Raw genomic sequence first — 22245 nt, 5'->3', positions numbered from 1 at the left:
TAACGCCAACTATAACCTATATCTAATGCTATTAATGCAATTAAACACTAGCATAAATCCGTTATGCTTTAGCGATTGAATGAGCCAAAAGACATCTTGCGCATCCGGGCATAGATCATGATGATTGTAGTCGGGGTAGAGGCAGCGAGGATCATCCGCCTGCTCGGGTTGGTTTTTGGCGATTTGCAGCGTATTTTTCTTTATATTTTTTTTGATCTTGCTTTTTGCGGCCCGAATTTCGTCTACGAACTGATCAAGCTGTTGAGCGTATATCGTTATATTTTCTGGACTGAACCCCATCCTTAGGATTTTTAGCAGCTCGACAGAAATACAGTCGGCCCTGAATAAAACCCACCGTAATTCCCGTTCGATCGCATACGCATAGGCTTAGTTTCGTGTTCACTAACCGGCTGAGAGGGCCTTAAAACCGTGCCACCACTCAGAGCGAATTGTAGATTACGTCTGCCTTTAATTAAATTGTCGGTTAACTCTATTACTGCGTCCAGATCGATAACAGACAGTCCATGACACGCGCGCTGGAAGTGGGTAGACAGGATGCCGGCACAGGCAAGCAAGGCTTCCGTTAATGGGAGGATTTCCGGGCTGTTGGTGTATATATTTTTGCTTGTCATGTTAGTTGACCCCTATCCTGGAAAATTTAAGCGCGAGGGAAACATTACTCAAAGTACCGCAATCCATTACGATATTTTCAAGAGCGGCGCCGTTACTTTCTGAGCTGATATTGCGGACTAACATGCCGTAAGAATAAGCCAGCTCAGCAAAGGCTTGATGCAGGTCTTCCACATGAAAACCGCCCTGATCCCCCCTCTGATTGGTTTGTTTTTGCGCTGCCCCGACAGGTTCATGGTGTTGAGCGGCCTTGCCGTTTTTTGCCAAGTGATAGAGATGACGGACAGACCCGGCCAGCCGGTCGGCGTCATCGATTACGCATTGATAGCCTAGGATGTCCGGCTCATAGTCTTTACCGATGAATAGTGCAAAACTGGTGTTGAGCGCCTTCAATCGGTCTTGCGCTTCTGTTAGTGCACGGGTGTATTCGGTGTTTGTGGCCTTGTTATTTTGAGTGCTCATGATAAAGCCCCCATACGGTCGAACTTCACACGCAAGGCTGGGTTATATTCCTTGTACCTTACTGCGCGGGTACCGGGTACGTTGGACGCAATCAGTTTGCGAACGTGGTAAATATTAAAAATGGCTATTAAGGGATTTTGGCCGCGATTAGCCGGATTTGTGGCGGGTGTGTTCATGACGGTATTCCTTTGTGAAGATGAATAGCCGCCGCCCATTGGTGCGAGTCGCTGGGCGGTGGAATGTATCAAGTTCGCACTACCGGCAAAGGAACCGGCCAGCCTTTTAAGGGGCTGCTCAATACATCCCACCATAACAGAAGACACACGGCATAAAGCCGCTTGTGTTTTTGATGGGCACAAAAAAACCACGTTTAAAAGTGGCCTATTGTGGCCTTTGCGCGGGGTGCGAATCCCGTCTTTCGTTTTTTGCGAAAGCAGGAACAGAATAGCCGCGCTGATGGAAAGTGTCAACAGGTTCATTGTGTACCACCCAGCTCTTCAATCAGCTCTCTTATTTGATCAACTCGCCATAACGTTGATCTTCCGATTTTGATGGGCTTTGGATATATGCCAGATTTAACACCTTCAAGCCAAGATGTTCGGCCTATGCCCATTACTCCCAGAGTTTTTTTCTTCGGATTGTTGGCTATGACCCAAATGCCGACAAATCCCATGGTGGGTAAAGTTGGTGGTTGTGGGGTGGTTTTTTCCATGTGATACGCCTCGATTCGTTGTAGTTCGAGACTAATCATGACTGAGCGATTTGTAGTATGGGCTTAGCTAAGTTGGATTTTCAACCTTCGGAAAAGCGTGACATAACGCCGTTACTGCTCTTGAGAGGGTAAAATTATTTTTTTTGCGGCCTTTAAACAGTTTCTTATCGAGTTATCATGAACATAACAATGACAAGGAATCTTTGCTGATATGCCGTAATCACCGGATCCGGTCGCTTTGTTGGTGTCACTATTTGGATCGTAATCATACTTGTCAATCGCCATGCCGATGATTAGTTTTAGCATGGTGCTTCGTTCGGTTTCTGTCACTATTCCTTGATTTTCACGACGCTCTTTCCACTGAGGTTCCAATTCAACAGATTCATGCAAATACTTAATAATGTCTTTATTATCTACTTGAATTTTTAGCTTCTGAAGTCTTGTACTTATACATATCGCGCTGCTTTCTATATTGTAATGTTTACATTTGTAACCGTGATTCGCCATGCCAAAGATCAGTTTCAGCAACGTGTCGAGCCTAAAGTTTTCTTGCTCTTTTTTCTTGAATGGCGTGTTGAAGTATTCATACAATTCGTTATTATTCCGGTACTCACCCAAGAATCTATTTGCCATTGACAAACAATTGAACGCACCTTTCAGGTTGGAATTTGAGAAATGTCCAGCTGCAAGTCCACTTATGTGGATTAACCTTGATAACTGAAATTCTTTTAGCGTGATACCTTTAGAAAAGGCTTTTTGGAGTTCTTTGCTGTGGTAATGAGAAAAATCGCCTCCTGATTTTTCTTGCTTGGATACTGCTTTCCCAAACACATCCTCAAAAATTGGTTTAATCCGTTCTGTTTCGGATTCGTCGTTTCCAACCAAACTCCTTATTTCTTCAGCTATTAATTGTTGAACATCAAGGAGGCTATCACAAAACGCTTCAGAAAAATCCTTGGCATCACAGTCAATAAATATTTGGGTTGGCGTTGTCAAAACTAACACTCCGTCAAAGTGAAAACCGTCCAGAAAGTAATAACCGGAAACAGAAGGACGAGTTCCGCTTGTTGCTCCGTCGAGCTATCCGGTCGGCTGCATCATACCCCAGTCAGTGCTAACGGCCAAGAGCGTGCCGGTCAGGTATAATGCCGCCTTAGCTTACTGGAGCACCGCTGCATGATGATTCTTTGCCCTAACTGCCAACAAAAAGCCCGCATCACTTCTCGTAATGCCTTGAACGCTGAAGGAACTATCGCCGATCTTTATTACGCTTGCACCAATACCAAGGATTGCGGCGCAACTTTTGTGATGACGCTGGCACCCAAGCATTACCTCAACCCGCCGGTCACATCTACAGCCCAATTAGCACAAAATATCTTGAATAACCTCACAAAAACAGAACATGCAGCACTAGTACAAGGCCGTTAATTCGTTGAATTAAAATGTAATCGGTCATCCAGAGTTGATATTAGTTAAAACAGAAAGGGGCTAATTGATCCGAACTTGCTAACTATCTAAATTCGGCCACAGACAGCCTTGATCTGAATTTTTTACCAATAACCCCTAAAAAGCCTATAATATCTATTCATCAATCTATTCACTAACCAATTCACGCTATGACACTTCACGCTGAGAGCATTCGTATGCACTTATTCGGCAACCCACTGTCGACAGCGCAATTGCGCGAAAAGCTAGGCATTAGCCAGCCGTCGATGTCCCGTGCGCTGACTAAGCTCGGTGATGAAATAGTCCGGTTTGGCGCTGCAAGATCTATTCACTATTCGCTACGCGATACCCATCGCAGATTGCCAGATATTCCAATCTATCGCGTTAGTGCCGAAGGTCTTATTCGGCAATTAGGAACGCTGATTCCAGTCCGTCCTGATGGGTTTGTAATGCGACAGCAAGATGGCGAGACCCTTCACAGCGATAGTCTGCCTTGGTGGTTATTCGATATGCGTCCCCAAGGATATCTAGGCCGGGCGTATGTTGCTCGTTATAGTGCTGAGCTGGAGCTGCCAGACCGGCTTCAAGACTGGACTGATACCCACGCTTTGCGGGCGCTACTGGCGCATGGGCATGACATAGTAGGAAATATCCTACTAGGCGAAAATGCAAGGGATCGTTTTCTCGATACCCCTACGCCCGAGCCGGTTTCGTTTAGTCGGAAGGCTGAGGAATATGCCAGGTTATCGCTTGAAGCGGCTCGTGGTGAGACACCTGGATCATCAGCCGGTGGCGAACAGCCAAAATTTACCGCTTATGCCGTGACTCCGGATGGGAATCGTCATGTTATTGTGAAATTTAGCGAATTGGACGCTGGGCCAGTAAGTGAGCGTTGGCGTGATCTGCTTCTGACTGAACATATTGCCCTTGAAACATTGCGCGACGCCGGTGTTCCTGTTGCTAAGACACAAATAATAGACCACAGTGACCAGCGCTTTCTTGAGGTCGAACGTTTTGATCGTATCGGTAGCCGTGGCCGGCGTGCGGTGCATTCTTTATCCGCGCTTGATGCAGAGTTTGCGGGGTTAGGAATAGGTGGCTGGCCGGTTATTACGCGCATCCTGGCTGATGATCGTCAAATTCATCAGGAAGCAGCGGCCGGGGCTAATATCCTATGGGCATTCGGTACGCTAATCGGCAATTCGGACATGCACAACGGAAACTTATCATTTGTATCCGAACATGGTCGGCCTTATGGAATTGCACCCGCTTATGATATGACCCCAATGGCTTTCGCCCCCCGCAGTGGTGGCGGACTTCCTGATACCTTATCCGAAGCGACAATTCTCGGCAGTGTATCTAACGAAACTTGGCGTCACGCAGAAGCTTTGGCTCGTACGTTCTTAGATCGGGTTATGGCGGCGAGCGGGTTCAGCCACAGATTTGAACCGTGTATAGCCGCGCTGAAACATCACATAGACACAGCTGGCGCTAAAATCGAACGCCTGGAGTGACGCTGGCATCCAAGCATTACCTCAACCCGCCGGTCACTTCTACAGCCCAATTAGCGCAAAATATCCTGAACAACCGCTCTAAAACAGATCGTGCAGCGCTATACTGCAAGGCGCAACGCCGAATTAACCGCTTAAGGATACAATTTAGCGCTAAATCTATGATGTTATATGGTGGTTTATTAGGCTCAATAGCATGCGATAAGAGTCGGCAAAAGACGCCTATTACTGGAGTGCATGATAGAGCAACACCGATAAAACCGACACCCTTCTTGCGTGGCAAAGCGGCACGCCGTTTTGAAGAAAACATGCGCCAGGCGGAACAGAATCCGGTTAGCCGTCAAGAGTACGAGCGCATTATGTCGGTTTACCGTAGCGTTAAGATTGTCGATAAACGTATTGATTTTTAAGTGATTGATATGTAGTATTTAGTCATTCGCTTAATCAAGTCATGTCTGCTTAAGCGATTAGTTCATTATTGGTTGATGAACGCATCAAAGCCTCGATTCAGCAATGCATCGGGGCTTTTTTGTTTGTTCCGCATGTGTCCCAATTTTACAAATCCAGCATTACATTGACAGGCAGTTAACGACTCAAGACAAGCCCGGTAAAACTATCAACAGCATAGCGGTTGCATTGGATCGGTTCTTTTACCGCACACAGTCATCCGACTTTTTTAAACGGCACTACCGCGCCGCCGGCCTTTAATCCATCCAGATAGTCGGCCCATGATTGCATCATGCGCCGGCGCTCATCAAGATATTGCGCCCGATTATAGGCTGCTCTAACGGCATCTCTCGGCATGTGGCAAAGTTGCCGCTCGATCGCATCCGCGCCCCATCCCTGCTCATTGAGCAATGTTGATGCTGTTGTCCTGAATACATGGGCGGTCATTATATCGCTGTCATAGCCTAGCGTTTTAAGTGCGGTTCTAATTGTGCCGTCCGACATTGGTCGACCATCGCCACGGCTTGACGGGAATACATAGCGACCATTCCCGGTTAGCGGCCTGATGTCTTCCAATATGGTGATCGCCTGAGTGGATAAAGGAACGATGTGCAGGACTTCTGTTTTAGTGACGAAGTAACGCCATTCTTTAGCGTCAAAATCAATGTCTTTCCATTCCATCTGTCTGATTTCGCCAGGGCGTTGAAAGAGTAGGGGGGATAACCTGAGCGCGCATTGCACAACAAAAGTGCCTTGATAGTGGAATATGTCGCGTAGCAGTTGGGCTACTTCTTGAGGCTCAGTCAATGCTGCCCGGTGTTTTACCTTTTGTGGCGGGATCTGCGCGGCTACGGCTTGCGCCGGATCATAATCAGTGAATCCATGCGCGATTGCATAACTGAAAGTCGCGCTGATCTCACTGTGTACGCGGTGTGCGGTCTCAAGTCCCTTTTTAGCAATGATAGGTTTCAGTATGTTGTAAATATCAGGTGACTTAATGTCGCTGATTGCCATGTTGCCGATGCAAGGGAAGGTGTGCAGCTCAAAACGCCTGAGTTTCTTTTGGTGGGTTATGTCTCGAACGGTATGGGCAATTGAAGTTAAGAAAGAGCGGGTTACATGCTCAAAAGTATGAGATTGAGCGACTTTAGCGGCTTTTTTGTTTTCGCTGGGGTCTATGCCTTGCGCTAATTGTTCGCGTGCTTTGTCATGGGCTTCTCTGGCTTGCTTCAAACTTGTATCCGGATAAACACCCAACGCCAATGTTTTGCGTTTGCCATCAAAGCGGTAATCGAATCGAAAGTATTTACTGCCGCTTGGATTTACAAGCAAGTACATGCCTTTTCCGTCAGGCATTTTGAAAGCTTTGTCAGGCGTAGGCTTAGCGTTCTTTATAGCGGTATCTGATAGAGGCATGACGGTATTTTTTTTGACGGTATAAAATGTACCGTCATATATACCGTCATAAATAGCTGGATGTCAACGGATTCTATTGTACTTCGTCGGACAATAAAAAACCCGCGAAGCCTTGCAGCTTGCGGGTTTAAGTACTTCTTTGCACGGCTCTGTACTAATGTTTGGTACCGAGGGCCGGAATCGAACCGGCACGATGTCACCATCACCGGATTTTGAATCCGGCGCGTCTACCAGTTCCGCCACCCCGGCAAAGAATGTGTATTATAGGCAAAGTTTATAAATAACGCCAATTTTTTTTAAGGTGTATTCAAATGCCTAACCTGATAATATCGCCCGCTATGAAAAAAAGTGATTTTAACTACCAGTTGCCCGAAGCGTTAATTGCGCAAAAACCATTGGCAGAGCGCGATGCAAGTCGTTTGTTATGTATGGACAGTAATGCCGGACGGATAATTGACCGACAATTTACTGACTTTATCGATTTGATCGATCAGCGTGATCTGCTGATTTTTAATGATACCAAAGTGATTCCGGCCAGACTGTTTGGCAAAAAACAAAGTGGCGGTAGGGTTGAGATTCTTATCGAGCGCATTCTGGATGACCATCGTGCCATTGCTCATGTCAGATCGAGCAAATCGGCGAAACCGGGTACCTTGATAGAATTGGATAACGATTATTGCTGTGAAGTATTGGGCAGGGCAGATGACCTGTTTCAACTGGAGTTTAAGGGCGATAACAGTTTGCTCAGTATACTGGAGCAAATCGGTCATATTCCATTGCCTCCATATATCACTCGTGAAGATGATCAATCCGACCTGACCCGTTATCAGACGGTTTTTGCCAGAGAGGCTGGGGCCGTTGCTGCGCCGACCGCAGGCTTGCATTTTAATCAGGCTATGATGGAAAAGCTTAAAGACAAAGGCGTGCAAACCGCTTTTGTGACACTACATGTTGGCAGCGGCACCTTTCAGCCTGTCAGGGTGGAAGATTTATCCGAACATTTAATGCACAAAGAATATTTTGCCGTACTGCCGGAGACGGTAACAGCCGTTCATCAAGTCAGAGCCAGGGGAGGCCGGGTTATCGCGATAGGCACGACGGCGGTCAGGGCGTTGGAATCGGCATCCAAAAGCGGCCAACTTGAAGCCGGTTTTGGCGATACTAATTTGTTCATTACTCCCGGCTATCAATTCAAATCGGTCGACGCCATGTTAACCAACTTTCACCTGCCTGAGTCTACTTTATTGATGTTGGTTTCGGCATTTGCCGGTTATGAGCATATTATGAATGCTTATAGTCATGCTATTGATCAATCTTACCGATTCTTCAGCTATGGCGATGCAATGTTTTTAGGGAATGGTTTTATAAAAAAATGATGGAATTTGATTAACCCAATCCGTCATTTTTAAACTGTAAATAACGTTAATTTGCGCGCAGCTTATTAACGTTATTTAAGAGCAACAAGTACATTGATTACATTCAATAAAGCCGATAACTCAATACTTTTCCAGATATGAAGTTGACAGACGTTAGCTTCACCTATCAATAATTATTTACCTCCAGTAGACCACGAAATGCAGACAAAATCTGTTTAACGTCGTGTCTGAAAAAAACTTTAACGCATCATGATGTGTGCTTGATCTCTATCGAAGTGAGTCGGAGTTTATGCACATGACGGCCGTTAGGTATTTCTACTAATTGTTCAAATGGTTTGTTTTCTATAACCTGAAGCCGTATTTATTTTTTCAATAGACCAAGTTATTTTTTAGACATAGAGGTATTTAAATCATATCTGACTGGGACTTTATTGGTCAGATCACAGTCTAAGTTGATTGGTCGATGTCAAGCAAACCTTTTTATAATCCTTAGGAATTCGTCATGAAATTTATTAATCCAGATGTGTTGATTTTATTGTCTATAAGCTCGTTCATATTTGATAGTGTCGATCAGTGCTACACAGGAGGAGCAATATGGAGTTTAGGTCCTTTGAGTAATAACTCATATACGATTTGAAAATAGCTGTTTTAGTTATTGGCGCTGTTAATTCTTTACGGGTTTGTTCATATGATTACAAGCATAGATTTTGAATCCAATAAAACGTTTTGGAAAAACTCCATGGCTGGCTTAGCTATGCAGCGATGGTCATTTGTCAAGGGTGAAAGATCCCGTGCAGTTATTGTCGGACTTAGCGATTTAAGTCGTAAGCTGACTTATCAATTTAAGCAAAATCCTATGTTGGGAGTAGGTTGCATGGGGTTTTTTGATGATCGTTGGTCGGAGCGTTTACAGGAAGATAGGCAAGGCCAGCCGGAAGCACTACTGGGTAAGATCTCATCAACTGCCGAGTTTGTTAAAACTTATAATGTTCAGCATATATATATCGCTTTACCGTTATCTGCACAGCCTCGGATCATGGCGTTACTGGATGAGTTACGCGATACCACTGCGTCAATTTATTTTGTACCACCGGATATAGTTTCATTCGATTTTATTCAGGCCAATATCAGTACCATAAACGGTATTCCCATAGTGGCAGTATGCGAAAGTCCGTTTATTGGTATTAACAGCATAATTAAGAGGATCAGCGACGTGATGTTATCGCTGTTGATTTTGCTGTTGATCGCACCAGTGATGCTGTTAATTGCAATTGGGGTAAAGCTCAGCTCACGCGGCCCTGTTTTATTCAAACAGCGTCGTTATGGTTTAGACGGCAAGGATATTGTGGTCTATAAATTCCGCAGCATGACGGTAATGGAAGACGATGAGCTGGTTAACCAGGCAACCCGAAATGATCCTAGAATCACCCCGTTTGGTGGTTTTCTACGAAAAACATCCCTGGATGAGTTACCACAGTTTATCAATGTGTTACAGGGGCGTATGAGCATTGTCGGCCCAAGACCGCATGCTATTAGCCATAACGAAATGTACCGTAGCCTGATTAAAGGATACATGATTCGGCATAAGGTAAAGCCGGGTATAACCGGCTGGGCACAGATTAATGGTTTTCGCGGAGAAACCGAAATTCTGGAAAAAATGCAGGCGCGGATTGACTACGATCTGGATTACCTGCGGAACTGGTCATTATTGCTCGATTTATTGATCATATTTAAAACTATCAGCGTGGTCGTCAGGGATAAAAATGCTTACTAATACTAAATTACAATGGTTTGATAAACGCTATCTATTGCTAATGGTTTTATTGCTATTGCCCATTAAGCAAAGTATGGCAGCCTACAATATTGGTCCGGATGATACCTTGCGTATCTCAGTGTACGGTTATGAGGATTTAAAAACTGAAACCCGGGTTTCACCCGATGGCCGGATTACCTTTCCTTTGATCGGTGAAGTCGCGGCGAGCGGAAAGTCCAGCATGGAGTTGGAGGAAGCTATTGCTGTGCGTTTAATCGAGGGTGGCTTTATCCACGATGCTCAAGTCAGTGTCTCGGTTTTGAATCATGTCAGTCAGCAAGTGTCGGTGCTGGGTTATGTCAATAGACCGGGACGTTATCCTCTGGATTCCAATAGCTCTATAGTCGATTTGATCGCTATGGCTGAAGGTGTTCAAGAAATGGGTGACTATAAAGTAGTGGTAAACCGCGTTATCGATAGCAAGGGTAAGCAGCAAAAGCGGGAACTGAATTTGCGAGCGTATTTGGAAGATGCCGACAATATGACGCCATTTAAGATGCAACAAGGCGATCAAATATATGTGCCGAAAGCGCCTATGTTTTATATTTATGGCGAAGTGCAGCGTCCAGGCGGTTACCGTCTTGAACCGGATATTTCGGTGCTGAAAGCCTTGTCAATCGGTGGTGGTTTGACTTTGCGCGGTACTGACAGCGGGATAGTCATCAAACGTAAGAACGGAAGCGGCGTTTTAGAGGATGCTGATGTGGAGTTGGGCGATGCGATATTAAAAGACGATGTGATTTATGTTGGCGAGCGTTGGTTTTAATGTCTGCAAATCAGGATATGTATTTTTAGTATTTTTATTAATGTTGTTGATTGCTCGTACTCAGTCAATCAAGCAAACAAAGGAATAATATGAACTTTCATCAATTTATTAATATTCTCCTATCACACAAATTGGTTGTCTTGTCGGTATTAATGGTGACGGTAATCACGACTTTGGTGGTGAGTTTGTGGTTACCCAAGCAATACGTCGCTACGACTTCAATAGTGGTTGATCAACGCAGTGTTGATCGGGTGACCGGCTTAACTTTACCGATACAGCTGCTGCCTGGATATATAGCGACACAGGTCGATGTGGTTGGTAGTCACAATGTGGCGCTTAAAGTAGTGGAAAAACTAAAGCTCAGAGAAAATCCACAAATACAGGAAGACATTGCAAAAGCTAAAGATATTGGCGATGTCAGGGATTGGATCGCGGATTTTTTGCTAAAAAAACTGGAAATCAAGCCATCACACGAAAGTAGTGTGATGCAGGTTGAGTTTACTTATACCGATCCGCAATTGGCTGCAAATATTGCCAATGCCTTTGCTGATGCCTACATACAGACCAGTATTGAGTTACAGGCCCAGCCGGCCAAATTAAGCGCAGACTGGTTCGACTCGCAAATGGCTTCATTAAGGAATAATCTTGAGCATGCACAATCGGTGCTGTCTACCTATCAACAACAACACGGCATTGTCGCAACTGATGACCGAGTAGACTTGGAAAGTGCTCGCCTGTCAGATCTATCAAAGCAGTTGGTGGACAATCAGGTGCGCACTAGCGAATTGCAATCCAGAAAAGATCTGCTGGCAGCCACACTTAAACAGGGTGGATCGCCAGAGTCGTTGCAGGAGGTGTTGAGTAGTCCTGTGGTGCAATCACTCAAGTCGGAATTAGCGAAAGCAGAAGCTAAATTTGCCGAATTGTCCAAGCGATTAGATATAAATCATCCGCTATACAAACAAGCGAAAGCGGAAGTGGACAGCCTGCAACAGAAAATTCATTCTGAAATTAAAATGGTATTAAACAGCATCGCCGGTGGGGTTGCTTCCTCTGGTCAGCATGACAAGATAATTGCCAATGCCGTTGCTGAACAGAAAGCCAAAGTGTTGGAACTGAAACAACAGCATGATGAAATAAGAGTGCTTAATCGTGAGGTGGAAAATGCTCAGCGAATATATGATGCTGCCTTGCAGCGAGCAGTACAAAGCCGGATGGAAAGCGAAATGCGCCAAACTAATACTGCTGTCCTTAATCCCGCCGTTTCCCCACAAAAACCAGCTAAGCCCAAAGTACTGATCAACATGATCCTGTCGGTTTTTTTGGGTGGCATGTTAGGAGTAGGCTCGGCATTAGCGGCCGAGTTAATGGACCGCCGAGTGCGATCTGCTTTTGATATTTCGGAGTTATTGTCTGTCCCTGTATTCGCTGTTATTTCCCTGCCGGCCTTGAAGCCAAGCCGGGTGGCTCGGTTGTCTCATCTTGATAGCTACAGTGACGGTCCCAATTATAATAGAGGTAACGTATGATGCAAGCAGAAACTATGATCAACAGCAAGATGTCCAATAAAATGACTAAAATAGAAAATACCGCTTCGATGGGGGCTCTGTTACTGGACACCGGAAAAATCAGCGCCCGGGATGCCGAACGCATAATCGCCTTGCAAAAACAGAAAGGCCTGCTCTTTGGTGATGCCGCAAAGATGCTGGGGTTGGTCGATGATGATGACATACAAAAAGCTTTATCATATCAATTTGACTTTCCGTTCCTGACGGCAAGTGATGAAAGCTTCAGTCATGAACTGGTCGCCGCATACCAGCCCATGAGCTTGCAAGTGGAAGCGCTACGAGCTGTGCGAGGACAATTAATGTTACGCTGGTTTAACAATGTTCATAAAACCTTAACGTTGGTCAGCCTCAGTCGTGGCGAAGGACGCAGCCTAATGGCGGCTAATCTGGCGATTGTTTTTTCCCAGCTTGGCGAACGCACCCTGTTAATCGATGCCGACCTACGGCAGCCACGGCAACATGCATTATTCAAACTACAAAGCGCTTATGGTCTCTCGGACGTGTTAGCCGGGCGTGCTGATCTAACGGTTATCACACGAATTCCAGCATTCCGGGATTTATCTATCTTACCGGCGGGCACAGTGCCTCCCAATCCGGTCGAGTTGATCAGTAGAGGCTTAAAAAAATGCCTGAAAGAACTACAAACACAATTTGACGTAATCTTGATCGATACACCGTCAGCAGAACAGGCTATCGATGCTCAAATTATCGCCTCAAATTGCGGTGGAGCCCTTTTAGTAGTGCGGCAACATAAAACCAAGACTAATGATTTACAGTTATTAAAAGAAGCTTTGCATGACACAGGCAGTCAATGTCTCGGTGTCGTGCTAACAGATTTTTAATACTTAAAACAAAGATGTATTGATTTTTAGTGAATACTTGGTTTAATTAATGGTATTAATTCAATGAATAATATATAATTTTTTCTATTGTTATCTTAAGCTCAAAAATAATCGAAGCTTTACAATTCTAGCATCGTTATAAGTCCAGTAAATGCTATGGTGGTTATTTCAACAGATAGAAATAGCAGAACTCCAAAGGCTAGGCGAATTTTTATACATCAGTGATAAGGCGCGCTATTACCGCTCAAAGTTCGTACAGGTTTATCAGCTTGATTCAGGATTTCTACTTTATACGTTAAGCTCAAATTTAGTCGAGCAGCTATTGGAGATTTTCAAGAAACTTTATAGGGCAAACTCTATCGGTCTTTTATGTACTTAAAAAGCCTATAATTGAGTCCTTTACGCAAATAGGCCACGACAAACGAGCTATATTCAACAACTAACCGATAATTCTCAGGCTACCGGCAGTACTTGAACGCTGAATATCTATTTGCAATAATTATAAAATCTGGCATAACTATGACAAATAAAACCAAGGTTTCCCAAACAATTATATTGCTCGGCTTATTGTTACGTAATGTTTACATCGGCAAAAATATTGAACAAGCGACTACCAATGGCAAGGACAAAGCGATTAATAATGATCTTAAAAGCTTATTACTTATGGCGGTGTAGATAATGGTAGTGTTATGTTTGGACTATTTACAGTACGGCAGCAAAAACAATACGACTAAAAAAAGGTACTTATTGTCGTGTTTCATGTTGTTGCTGGGAGGGGCAATGCCAAATAAAAGTTATGCAGTAGCATCGCCAGATGACATCATCAAGCCATACGTTGCCTCCAGCTTGTTATATGACAGCAACTTTTTACGGGTATCTGACAATGTCGATCCAGTGTCGGCTACAGGTAAAAGCGATAAAAGCGACTTTATTAAACAAGTTGGAGCCGGATTTGATATGGACTGGACAATCAGCAGACAGCATATCATCGTCAAAGCAAATGTTAATCAGAACTGGTTCCAAAACTTCACTAGTTTGGATTACACCGGCTGGAACACTCAAGCTCAATGGAACTGGCAATTGGGGAATAATCTGGATGGTGAAATAGGCTACACCAATATTCAGGCATTAGGCAATTTTGCTCAATTGAATGGCATATTAGACAACCTGATAAATAACCAACGTTACTTTGCCAACGCCGGCTACCTGTTTCACCCCAATGGCAAGATCAAGTTTGGCGTATTTCGGGCAGAGAGTAAGTTTGACGGTACAAGTCGGCAATTCAGTAACAACACTGAAGATAATGCCGAACTCAACTTGCAATACCTAAGCCCCACCGGTAGCACTTTGGGTTTGCGAGTAATCGCAACTGATGGTCAATATCCACAACGCCAATTAACCGCCGGTAGCACCCAGGATAATGCCTACACGCGAATGAACTATTCTGTGACCGCGGATTGGCATGTCAACAATAAAACTCATATCGATGGCCTTGTCGGCTACACACAACAAAACTATGCACATTTTGGCGCCCGTAATTTTTCCGACATAACTGCAGAGCTAAATATGAAATGGCAAGCCAGCGACAAAACATTGCTGGAGCTGTCTGGAAGACGTCTAATCACCCAAGCCGACAACCTGTTTTCCAGCTTTGTGCTATCCCAAGGTGTGTGGTTTAACTTTAGTTGGCAGTCCACTCCCAAAATTTCCCTGAAGCTGCCCATGTCCTATCAACAGCAACAGTTTCTGGGCGGTGGCGGCACCAGCGCCGCTGGTTTTGGAGAACAAAAAGATAATGTCGGCAATATCGGCGTTAATGTAATGTATCAGCCATTAGACAGCATCAGTGTCGGACCCGTGTTGAATTATGAAAAGCGCGATTCCAACAATCCCATCTCGTCTTACGAAACTAAATCGGCAGGTGTTAATTTGCAGGCGGTGTTCTAAGGAAGCTCTGATTAAATCCTTCGCTCCCTTTTTTCTATAATTATACTTGATTAGCAAGATGCTTCAGCCAATCCCAAACATTGCATCAATAAGGCGTATACTGAATTTTAGTCCATTAATAAAGGATCAAGTCATGCCAATGAATCGGGTTCAGTTTCAATCGGGTTTATCAATGCCTGATTTCTCAAGCAGTTCGGAACCGAAGCACAATGCGAAGCTGAGTTAAAGCAAACACGGTGGCCTCAAGGTTTTGTCTGTCCCTGCTGTGCCCACACGGGTCATAGCGTATTTAAAGCGGGATCGCACCCAACGTTTCAGTGTCAGAATTGTCGACACCAAACTTCACTGATTGCGGGGACGCTCTTCCAAAGCACCAAGTTGCCGCTGACGGTTTGGTTTTTGGCGATCTACCTCATCAGCCAAGCCAAGATGGGCTTGTCCGGGCCGGCTCTGATGCGGTCCGGGGCGTCAGTCATCCGACTTGCATGGCTCATTCAGGACAAGCTTATGGAAGCCATGTCTGAGCGGGAAACGAATTATACCCTCAGCGGCCTATCCAAGTCGATGATGCCTATCTCGGCGGCGAACTTAGCGGCGGTAAAGCAGGGCAGGGTTCTCAGAAAACAAGGTGCCTTTTGTTGCAGTACTGTCGCTTGATGACGAAGGCCACCCGTTACGCGTCAAACTAACACCCGTCTCCGGTTTTACCAATAAAGCCATTGCCGACGGGGCGAAAACCAACCTTACTCCAGGCTGTTCTGTGCTTTCTGATGGTCTGGGGTGTTTTGCTGCGGTAACCGAGGCAGGTTGCCAACACCAGGCTAGTGTCGTCGGTGGCCGCAAACCCAGGGATATGCCGGAATTCCTTTGGATCAACACTATCTTGGGCAATCTCAAGACTAGCCTGGGCGGTGCTTATCATGCCTTTGATTTCGCTAAATACGCCACACGCTATTTAGCGGCCTTCGCCTATCGCTCAACCGCCGCTTCCAGCTTGATACGCTCCCGACTCGACTTCTCGTGGCTGCCATTGCCCTTGGGCCTCGCTCAGATGCTTGGTTGCGGTCAGCTGAAGCATCTTGCTAATCAAGTTCTTTGTGGGCTCAGAACGAGCCGGTCAAAGAGCTGCGGCGATTCAAACATTACTGGGAACCGTGAACTCAATGGCTTGAACTCGGCAGAGTGGTTAAACGACACTCTGGAAAAATTGCCCATTTGTCTGAATAGCCGTATTGATGAACTGTTACCGTTGGCGCCGGATGTCATTGAGGCGTTTAAACGAAATAGGACTGAGTCCGCAAAGTGGTAGGGTTAGGCGCTTACACTTTTTTCCCTGGTCAAAAATTTCAAAGTCTAACCGTTCGTTCAAGGTTTTAACTCGCGGCAAAGGGTTGCTTAAATCCCTTTGCCGCGCCTCTTGACACAGTAGCTTTACAGCAGTTACTCAACTCGGCTTTAGTTGCTTTATTGAACAGTCACGGCAAACGTTCTGGTCGCTGTAGCGCTGCCATCGCTGACCTGCACCGTAAAGCTATCGGAGCCGGTATAACCCGTCACCGGTTTGTAGGTAATGGTGCCTCCGGGGGTGATATTGGTGCTGCCGGAACTGGCGGTGGCGCCGGTGACAGTCAGCGTGCCGTGGAGTGGGGCGACGCTTGAACTCCAGGTTTCCGTCTGGCCGGCGTCGATATCACTGACACGCAGGTTGGGTTTCAGGCTCAGCGCGGCACTATTGATCGCTACCGTCAGTGTGGTGGTTCCACCGGTGAAGGTGGGTGCCGTATTGGGGGTGACGGTTACAGCGAAGGTACGGGTCGCGGTCGCGGTGCCATCACTGACCTGCACCGTAAAGCTGTCGGAGCCGCTATAACCAACCACCGGTTTGTAAGTAATGGTCCCCCCCGGTGTGATATTGGTGCTGCCGGAACTGGCGGTGGCGCCGGTGACAGTCAGCGTGCCGTGGAGTGGGGCGACGCTTGAACTCCAGGTTTCCGTCTGGCCGGCGTCGATATCACTGACACGCAGGTTGGGTTTCAGGCTCAGCGCGGCACTATTGATCGCTACCGTCAGTGTGGTGGTTCCACCGGTGAAGGTGGGTGCCGTATTGGGGGTGACGGTTACAGCGAAGGTACGGGTCGCGGTCGCGGTGCCATCACTGACCTGCACCGTAAAGCTGTCGGAGCCGCTATAACCAACCACCGGTTTGTAAGTAATGGTCCCCCCCGGTGTGATATTGGTGCTGCCGGAACTGGCGGTGGCGCCGGTGACAGTCAGCGTGCCGTGGAGTGGGGCGATGCTTTGACTCCAGGTTTCCGTCTGGCCGGTATCGGCATCGCTGACATGCAGGTTGGGTTTTAGATCAAGCGCGGCACTATTGATCGCTACCGTCAGGGTGGTGGTTCCACCGGTGAAGGTGGGTGCCGTATTGGGGGTGACGGTTACTGCGAAGGTACGGGTCGCGGTAGCGGTGCCATCACTGACCTGCATTGTAAAGCTGTCGGAGCCGCTATAACCGACCACTGGCTTGTAGGTAATGGCTCCTCCGGGTGTGATATTGGTGCTGCCGGAACTGGCCGTGGCGCCGGTGACAGTCAGTGTGCCGTGGGTGGGGGCGACGCTTGAACTCCAGGTTTCCGTCTGGCCGGTATCGGCATCGCTGACATGCAGGTTGGGTTTTAGATCAAGCGCGGCACTATTGATCGCTACCGTCAGGGTGGTGGTTCCACCGGTGAAGGTAGGAGGCGTATTGGGAGGAGGAGAAATACCCAAAACCTTTTGCAATGAGTATTCATCTGTTGTAAGCGTACCAACACTCGTCAAGACGATACCATAGCTTATGGCTTTGGCGCCCGCCGGCAATGCCCCGGTAGAAAAAGTCATTAGCGCCCAACCGTTGGACGCCGGTAAAGTCGGTCCATCCTTCAAGTATTGCCAAACACCGTTAGCATCCAGGTAATCCAATATAACAACCGCGCCTGTGGTGGACTTATAATACGCGCTTAACTGATAAACGGAGCCTGCTTCCACCGAAGGGGCACACCCACCGGCTTGCTGACCGGCATCTTCCGTTGGTACCAGCGAACGGTCGCCGTTGGTGCGGGAGGTCATCTGCAATTGTTGCGCAAAATCTGTATTGGAACCAGTGTAACCGGTTGTGCGCGTCCATGTGGCATTGTTGGTACCCCATTCCCTGTGCATCCAGCAAGTAGGTGTACTGCCTGGGAAATCGTTAAGCGATGGATTGATGAGCAGGTTTGGGCCTAGGGCATTGGGGAGGACGTTTACTGTGAAAGTACGGGTCGCGGTAGCGCTGCCATCGCTGACTTGCACTGTAAAGCTGTCGGAGCCGCTATAACCGGACACAGGTGTATAGCTAATAGTTCCGCTCGAAATGATATCTGTGCTACCGGAACTGGCCGTGGCGCCGGAGAAAGCCAGCGTACCATGCACGGGAGCGGTACTTTGGCTCCAGGTTTCCGTCTGGCCGGCGTCGATATCGCTGACATGCAGGTTGGGTTTCAGATCCAGCGCCGGACTATTCATTCCCACCAGCAGGCTGGTGCTTCCGCCGACGAAAGTGGGCGCCGTATTAATGGGCGTCCCGGTCACGGTTACGGCGAAGGTACGGGTCGCGGTAGCGCTGCCATCGCTGACCTGCACCGTAAAGCTGTCGGGGCCGCTATAACCGGATGCCGGTGTATAGGTAATGGTTCCTCCGGGTGTGATATTGGTGCTACCGGAACTGGCCGTGGCGCCGGTGACTGTCAGCGTGCCGTGGGTGGGGGCGGCGCTTGAACTCCAGGTTTCCGTCTGGCCGGTGTCGGTATCGCTGACATGCAGGTTGGGTTTCAGATCCACCGCCGGACTATTCATATTTACCGTCAGGGTGGTGGTCCCGCCAGTGAAGGTGGGAGTCGTATTAGTGGGGAGAACGTTTACAGCGAAAGTACGGGTCGCGGTAGCGCTGCCGTCGCTGACTTGCACCGTAAAGCTGTCGGTACCGCTATAACCGGATGCCGGTGTATAGGTAATGGTGCCTCCGGGTGTGATATTGGTGCTGCCGGAACTGGCCGTGGCGCCGGTGACAGTCAGTGTGCCGTGGGTGGGGGCGACGCTTGAACTCCAGGTTTCCGTCTGGCCGGTATCGGCATCGCTGACATGCAGGTTGGGCTTTAGGTCTAGTGCCGAACTATTCATGTTTACCGTCAGGGTAGTAATACCACCGACGAAGGTGGGAGCTGTATTGGGTGGCGGTGAACTACCCAAAACCTTTTTCATTGAGTATTCATCTGTTGTAAGCGTACCAACACTCGCTAGGGTGATACCAAAGCTTATGGCTTTGGCGCCCGTCGGCAATGGCCCGGTAGAATGGGTCATTGGGCTCCAATTGCTGGCCGCCGGTAAATGCGGCCCATCCCTCCAGTACTGCCAAACGCCGTTAGCATCCATGTAATCCAGTACAACAACCGCGCCAGTGTTGGACTTGTATTGCGCGCTTAATTGATAATTGGCGCCTGCTTCCACCGAAGGGGCACACCCACCGGCTTGCTGACCGGCATCTTCCGCTGGTACTAGCGAACGGTCGCCGTCGGTTAAGGAGGTTATCTGCAATTGTTGCGCGAAATCTGAAGTAGACCCGGTGAAACCGGTTGTGCGCGTCCATGTGGCATTGTTGTTACCCCATTCCCTGCGCTCCCAGCAAGAAGGTACACTGCCTAAGAAATCGTTAAGCGAGGGATTGATAAGCATGTTAGGTCCTAGCTGCGGGGGAGGGGAGAGCGGTGGGTAATCCCCAGTCATTACTTGATGAACAGTCCTCACGTAAGTGCCTTGCGGCTCCCGGGCCTTCAGCCATGTCAAAAATTGAGTCAACGTATTCTGTGTCACCGCATAATCCTGGCAACCAGTACACACACTATGAAAAACTAGCGTTACCCAACCGCCCCCATTGGTCTCTGCCTGGGTTACGTAGTTTTGCATATCAGCAAGGGTAGTCGTAGAGAGCACAGAATCGGTTGAGGCGATGTAATAGGGGAAAGCCGGTGGTATCGTCTCTGCCACCGGGCAGTTTTGGCATCCCACGCCGCCGACTGCTCGCGCGCTTTCGTATTTACCGACAGGTTTATTCAAAGGACCGTATGTACCGGGACACCCTCCCAAAACGATGCCTTGGGTGGTCGGTCCGGTAGATGAGTAAGGATATGCGAACGAATAAACGTTGTCGCCATACCACCCACGGAGCGTCGCCAAGTCGTCGCAGATAGCTGTCAGCGCGGCAGCGTCAGTAAGGGTTGCAAGGTCTACATGGTTAATGGTGTGTCCGCCGATTTCATAGCCGTTGTTAAACAGTGTATCGATTTCACCTTTCGTCAGGTAATCAGTGTTGTCTATCGGCCCCGAGAGACGTATTCTATTGGAGTTGAGGTAGAAAGTCGCTTTCAGGCCGCTGTTAAGCAGAGGTTGGATTGCGTCCGATTCCGCCCAGTTATCGTCAAATGTTAACGAGACTATAGTAGTTGATTGAGCGCCTGCAGCTTCGACTGCTTGCAGCATATTCAAGGTCAATAGAAAGCAAACCAGCAGCATGTCGATAACGCACGGAGTCCAACGTCTTCTCACTCGCGTAGACGTGTTCTTCAACAAAGCAGTCGACCTCCTCGCCATTGTCGAAAAGCTATTTATTAATATGATCTGTATGGGGTTCATAGAGCCTCCAAAGTTACGACTAAAGGTTGCGCCAAGTGAGTATTTCCATTGTCAGGAGAGACCGTAGCTACCAATTGATATACCCCGGGCAAGCGAAACATAAGCCGCAGCTGCAATTGCTTGGTCGATTTAGCCGAGATTGCGAAACCGCCACGTTGCTCAATCTCTTTGTGCCCTGACCCCTGTGCACCGATAGCTCCCATTACCCCACCATCTATATGTTTAAGGGGTATAGACACCCATGATGCTCCTTCCAATACATCAATCTTAACGTCATCCGCCTTTAGGTCTCGACCGGCTCCGTCATGGACAATAAGGCGCAGCCGCGCGTCTGGCGTGGCAGACCCAGGGTTGGTGAGGCTTACGTTGATCCCATTAAGAAGCTGACCTGCTCTTACCGTCTGACCCACTCGATCAGCTTGACCCACTTGTGCGGTCTGCAATCCAGTCAACTTGAGATCTAGCACCGGCTGAACCGCTGTTGCCGCTTGCACAACCCCGCTGCTAAAGAAAGCCAATAAAACAACCAGAGATGCCCTCCTTAGAATTTGGTTAGTGTATGTTTTAGGCAATACTATCCGTGGAACCATAGCTATAAGCCATTTATGATTTAATATTTGTTCTTGTTTGCTATTTTGAAAAATATTTTTCATAACGTAATCATCCTATTTTTTATGGACACCGAATAAATTAATAATGAATAAGCGTTTATTCTTAATTGAAAAACTTAAAAAACATATTGTTGTAAACACCTATTATTGTGATGATATGGCCACACAAAACCAATGGGATATGTAATGGTCAACTTAAACAGGAGACTTTCTTACGCCGTCTTCTTATAGAATTCCTGCTCACATTCCAGCGGGGTTGGTAGATTAATTTTGAGTGCGCGCGTTATACCATTATAAAAAGCTAAATAATCAATAATACTCAGCTTTGCCGCCTCTTTTGTTCTGAATTTCTCGTAGGTAAGTTGCTCGTATTTTAAGCTTCGAAAAAATCGCTCTGTCGGCGAATTATCCCAACAGTTACGTATTGGCTGCCTCGATCGGAATGATGTTGTAGGCCGGGCTCTGGCTTTCGCCTCCAGAATGCCATCTGCAAGGCATTAACACACAGCGAAGTCCGCATGTGATCATCAATCGACCAGCCCACTACTTGCCTGGAAAACAAATCGATAACAATAGCGACATAGAGCCAGCCTTCAAGCGTCCAAACGTAAGTAATATCGGTGGTCCAGACTGTATTGGGCGCAGCCACATCAAATTGCTTATTCAAGTGGTTCGGAGAAATCGCCTCATGATGATCGCTGTCGGTGGTGATTTTGAATCGTTTTGGATAACGCGGTTTCAATCCCAATTTCTTCATCAATTGTTTCGCTTTATAACGCCCGACTTGAATGTCTTATTTTATGAAGGCTTCAGATAAACGACGGGAACCATAAATTTTCTTATTCTCATCAAATAGCTGAATCGCTTTAGCTTCCAGCTGTTTTTGCAGCACTTTTTTATCAGTATCTTCAGGCGCTTTGTTCCATGCATAAAAGGCGCTAGTAGTCAGTCATATTGAAGCGAAGCGATAATTTGTGATATAGCTATTGGCT

General features: G+C 47.1%; 21 protein-coding genes, 1 tRNA gene and 2 pseudogenes. 13 read left to right on the top strand and 11 right to left on the bottom strand.

Annotated elements, in window-relative coordinates; translation table 11 throughout:
• Positions 1-117: 117 nt before the first annotated feature.
• Positions 118-306: a hypothetical protein gene (locus tag V7051_RS22115; protein ID WP_333878783.1), complete on the top strand. Its 189-nt coding sequence runs from the start codon at positions 118-120 to the stop codon at positions 304-306.
• Between the two features lie 5 nt (positions 307-311).
• On the opposite strand, the gene V7051_RS22110 is transcribed toward V7051_RS22115, so the two are convergent.
• From V7051_RS22110 to V7051_RS22090, 5 genes are all read right to left on the bottom strand, one after another.
• Positions 312-632 carry a hypothetical protein gene (locus V7051_RS22110; protein WP_333878781.1) on the bottom strand — a complete coding sequence of 107 codons (321 nt, stop codon included), beginning with the start codon at positions 630-632 and terminating at the stop codon, positions 312-314.
• A 1-nt stretch (position 633) separates the two neighbouring features.
• A complete protein-coding gene (locus V7051_RS22105; RefSeq protein WP_333878779.1) occupies positions 634-1092 on the bottom strand; it encodes a hypothetical protein in 459 nt (152 codons plus the stop codon).
• Positions 1089-1571 carry a hypothetical protein gene (locus V7051_RS22100; protein ID WP_333878777.1) on the bottom strand — a complete coding sequence of 161 codons (483 nt, stop codon included), beginning with the start codon at positions 1569-1571 and terminating at the stop codon, positions 1089-1091. Before V7051_RS22100 ends, V7051_RS22105 begins: the two co-directional genes overlap by 4 nt.
• Positions 1568-1804, bottom strand: a complete 237-nt coding sequence (locus V7051_RS22095; protein WP_333878776.1) for a helix-turn-helix transcriptional regulator — start codon at positions 1802-1804, stop codon at positions 1568-1570. Before V7051_RS22095 ends, V7051_RS22100 begins: the two co-directional genes overlap by 4 nt.
• 111 nt (positions 1805-1915) lie before the next feature.
• Positions 1916-2800, bottom strand: coding sequence for a hypothetical protein (locus V7051_RS22090; protein WP_333878774.1), 885 nt, complete (start codon positions 2798-2800; stop codon positions 1916-1918).
• A 180-nt stretch (positions 2801-2980) separates the two neighbouring features.
• Here V7051_RS22090 and V7051_RS22085 point away from each other — a divergent pair, with 180 nt between their 5' ends.
• The 3 genes from V7051_RS22085 to V7051_RS22075 all read left to right on the top strand — a co-directional run bounded on the left by V7051_RS22085 (position 2981) and on the right by V7051_RS22075 (position 5171).
• Positions 2981-3232, top strand: coding sequence for an ogr/Delta-like zinc finger family protein (locus V7051_RS22085; RefSeq protein ID WP_333878772.1), 252 nt, complete (start codon positions 2981-2983; stop codon positions 3230-3232).
• 188 nt (positions 3233-3420) lie between these two features.
• Positions 3421-4764 carry a type II toxin-antitoxin system HipA family toxin YjjJ gene (gene yjjJ / locus V7051_RS22080; RefSeq protein ID WP_333878771.1) on the top strand — a complete coding sequence of 448 codons (1344 nt, stop codon included), beginning with the start codon at positions 3421-3423 and terminating at the stop codon, positions 4762-4764.
• Entirely contained in the window at positions 4761-5171 is a 411-nt protein-coding gene (locus tag V7051_RS22075) for a hypothetical protein (protein ID WP_333878769.1), read from the top strand. Before yjjJ ends, V7051_RS22075 begins: the two co-directional genes overlap by 4 nt.
• Positions 5172-5424: 253 nt before the next feature.
• On the opposite strand, the gene V7051_RS22070 is transcribed toward V7051_RS22075, so the two are convergent.
• Together V7051_RS22070 and V7051_RS22065 are read right to left on the bottom strand one after the other, a co-directional pair.
• A complete protein-coding gene (locus V7051_RS22070; RefSeq protein WP_333878767.1) occupies positions 5425-6624 on the bottom strand; it encodes a tyrosine-type recombinase/integrase in 1200 nt (399 codons plus the stop codon).
• A 162-nt stretch (positions 6625-6786) separates the two neighbouring features.
• Positions 6787-6873, bottom strand: a tRNA-Leu gene (locus tag V7051_RS22065).
• 89 nt (positions 6874-6962) lie between these two features.
• Here V7051_RS22065 and queA point away from each other — a divergent pair.
• The 9 genes and pseudogenes from queA to V7051_RS24755 all read left to right on the top strand — a co-directional run.
• The gene (queA, locus tag V7051_RS22060; protein ID WP_333878788.1) at positions 6963-8000 is read left to right on the top strand and encodes a tRNA preQ1(34) S-adenosylmethionine ribosyltransferase-isomerase QueA; all 1038 of its coding nucleotides are present in this window, start codon (positions 6963-6965) and stop codon (positions 7998-8000) included.
• Positions 8001-8739: 739 nt separating this feature from the next.
• Positions 8740-9774: an undecaprenyl-phosphate glucose phosphotransferase gene (locus V7051_RS22055; RefSeq protein ID WP_333878765.1), complete on the top strand. Its 1035-nt coding sequence runs from the start codon at positions 8740-8742 to the stop codon at positions 9772-9774.
• Positions 9764-10579 carry a polysaccharide export protein EpsE gene (gene epsE, locus V7051_RS22050; RefSeq protein WP_333878763.1) on the top strand — a complete coding sequence of 272 codons (816 nt, stop codon included), beginning with the start codon at positions 9764-9766 and terminating at the stop codon, positions 10577-10579. The genes V7051_RS22055 and epsE overlap by 11 nt, the downstream gene beginning before the upstream one ends.
• An 89-nt stretch (positions 10580-10668) precedes the next feature.
• Positions 10669-12108 (top strand): chain length determinant protein EpsF, encoded by a 1440-nt coding sequence (gene epsF, locus V7051_RS22045; RefSeq protein ID WP_333878761.1) that lies wholly within the window; start codon positions 10669-10671, stop codon positions 12106-12108.
• Positions 12105-12989, top strand: coding sequence for a chain length determinant protein tyrosine kinase EpsG (epsG, locus tag V7051_RS22040; protein ID WP_333878759.1), 885 nt, complete (start codon positions 12105-12107; stop codon positions 12987-12989). Before epsF ends, epsG begins: the two co-directional genes overlap by 4 nt.
• 519 nt (positions 12990-13508) lie before the next feature.
• Complete coding sequence (locus V7051_RS22035) at positions 13509-13664, top strand: hypothetical protein (protein WP_333878757.1); 156 nt, start codon at positions 13509-13511, stop codon at positions 13662-13664.
• A gap of 105 nt (positions 13665-13769) precedes the next feature.
• Complete coding sequence (gene epsL, locus V7051_RS22030; protein WP_333878755.1) at positions 13770-14936, top strand: XrtB/PEP-CTERM-associated polysaccharide biosynthesis outer membrane protein EpsL; 1167 nt, start codon at positions 13770-13772, stop codon at positions 14934-14936.
• Positions 14937-15069: 133 nt separating this feature from the next.
• Positions 15070-16022, top strand: a pseudogene (locus V7051_RS22025) (IS1595 family transposase).
• A gap of 8 nt (positions 16023-16030) precedes the next feature.
• Positions 16031-16245, top strand: a pseudogene (locus tag V7051_RS24755) (transposase domain-containing protein); the annotation flags it as partial.
• Positions 16246-16400: 155 nt separating this feature from the next.
• Here the strand turns inward: V7051_RS24755 and V7051_RS22020 are convergent.
• The 4 genes from V7051_RS22020 to V7051_RS22010 all read right to left on the bottom strand — a co-directional run bounded on the left by V7051_RS22020 (position 16401) and on the right by V7051_RS22010 (position 22043).
• Positions 16401-20579: a tandem-95 repeat protein gene (locus V7051_RS22020; protein WP_333878754.1), complete on the bottom strand. Its 4179-nt coding sequence runs from the start codon at positions 20577-20579 to the stop codon at positions 16401-16403.
• 59 nt (positions 20580-20638) lie between these two features.
• A complete protein-coding gene (locus V7051_RS22015; RefSeq protein ID WP_333878752.1) occupies positions 20639-21295 on the bottom strand; it encodes a hypothetical protein in 657 nt (218 codons plus the stop codon).
• Between the two features lie 170 nt (positions 21296-21465).
• The gene (locus V7051_RS24750; RefSeq protein ID WP_442919692.1) at positions 21466-21678 is read right to left on the bottom strand and encodes an IS3 family transposase; all 213 of its coding nucleotides are present in this window, start codon (positions 21676-21678) and stop codon (positions 21466-21468) included.
• Positions 21627-22043, bottom strand: coding sequence for a DDE-type integrase/transposase/recombinase (locus tag V7051_RS22010; RefSeq protein WP_333878786.1), 417 nt, complete (start codon positions 22041-22043; stop codon positions 21627-21629). Before V7051_RS22010 ends, V7051_RS24750 begins: the two co-directional genes overlap by 52 nt.
• Between the last annotated feature and the right edge of the window lie 202 nt (positions 22044-22245).

This window comes from Methylobacter sp. (assembly GCF_036845245.1).
GTDB lineage: Bacteria > Pseudomonadota > Gammaproteobacteria > Methylococcales > Methylomonadaceae > Methylobacter_A.
The sequence above is the reverse complement of the archived record's forward strand: the minus strand, read 5'-3'. Positions and strand labels throughout refer to the sequence as shown.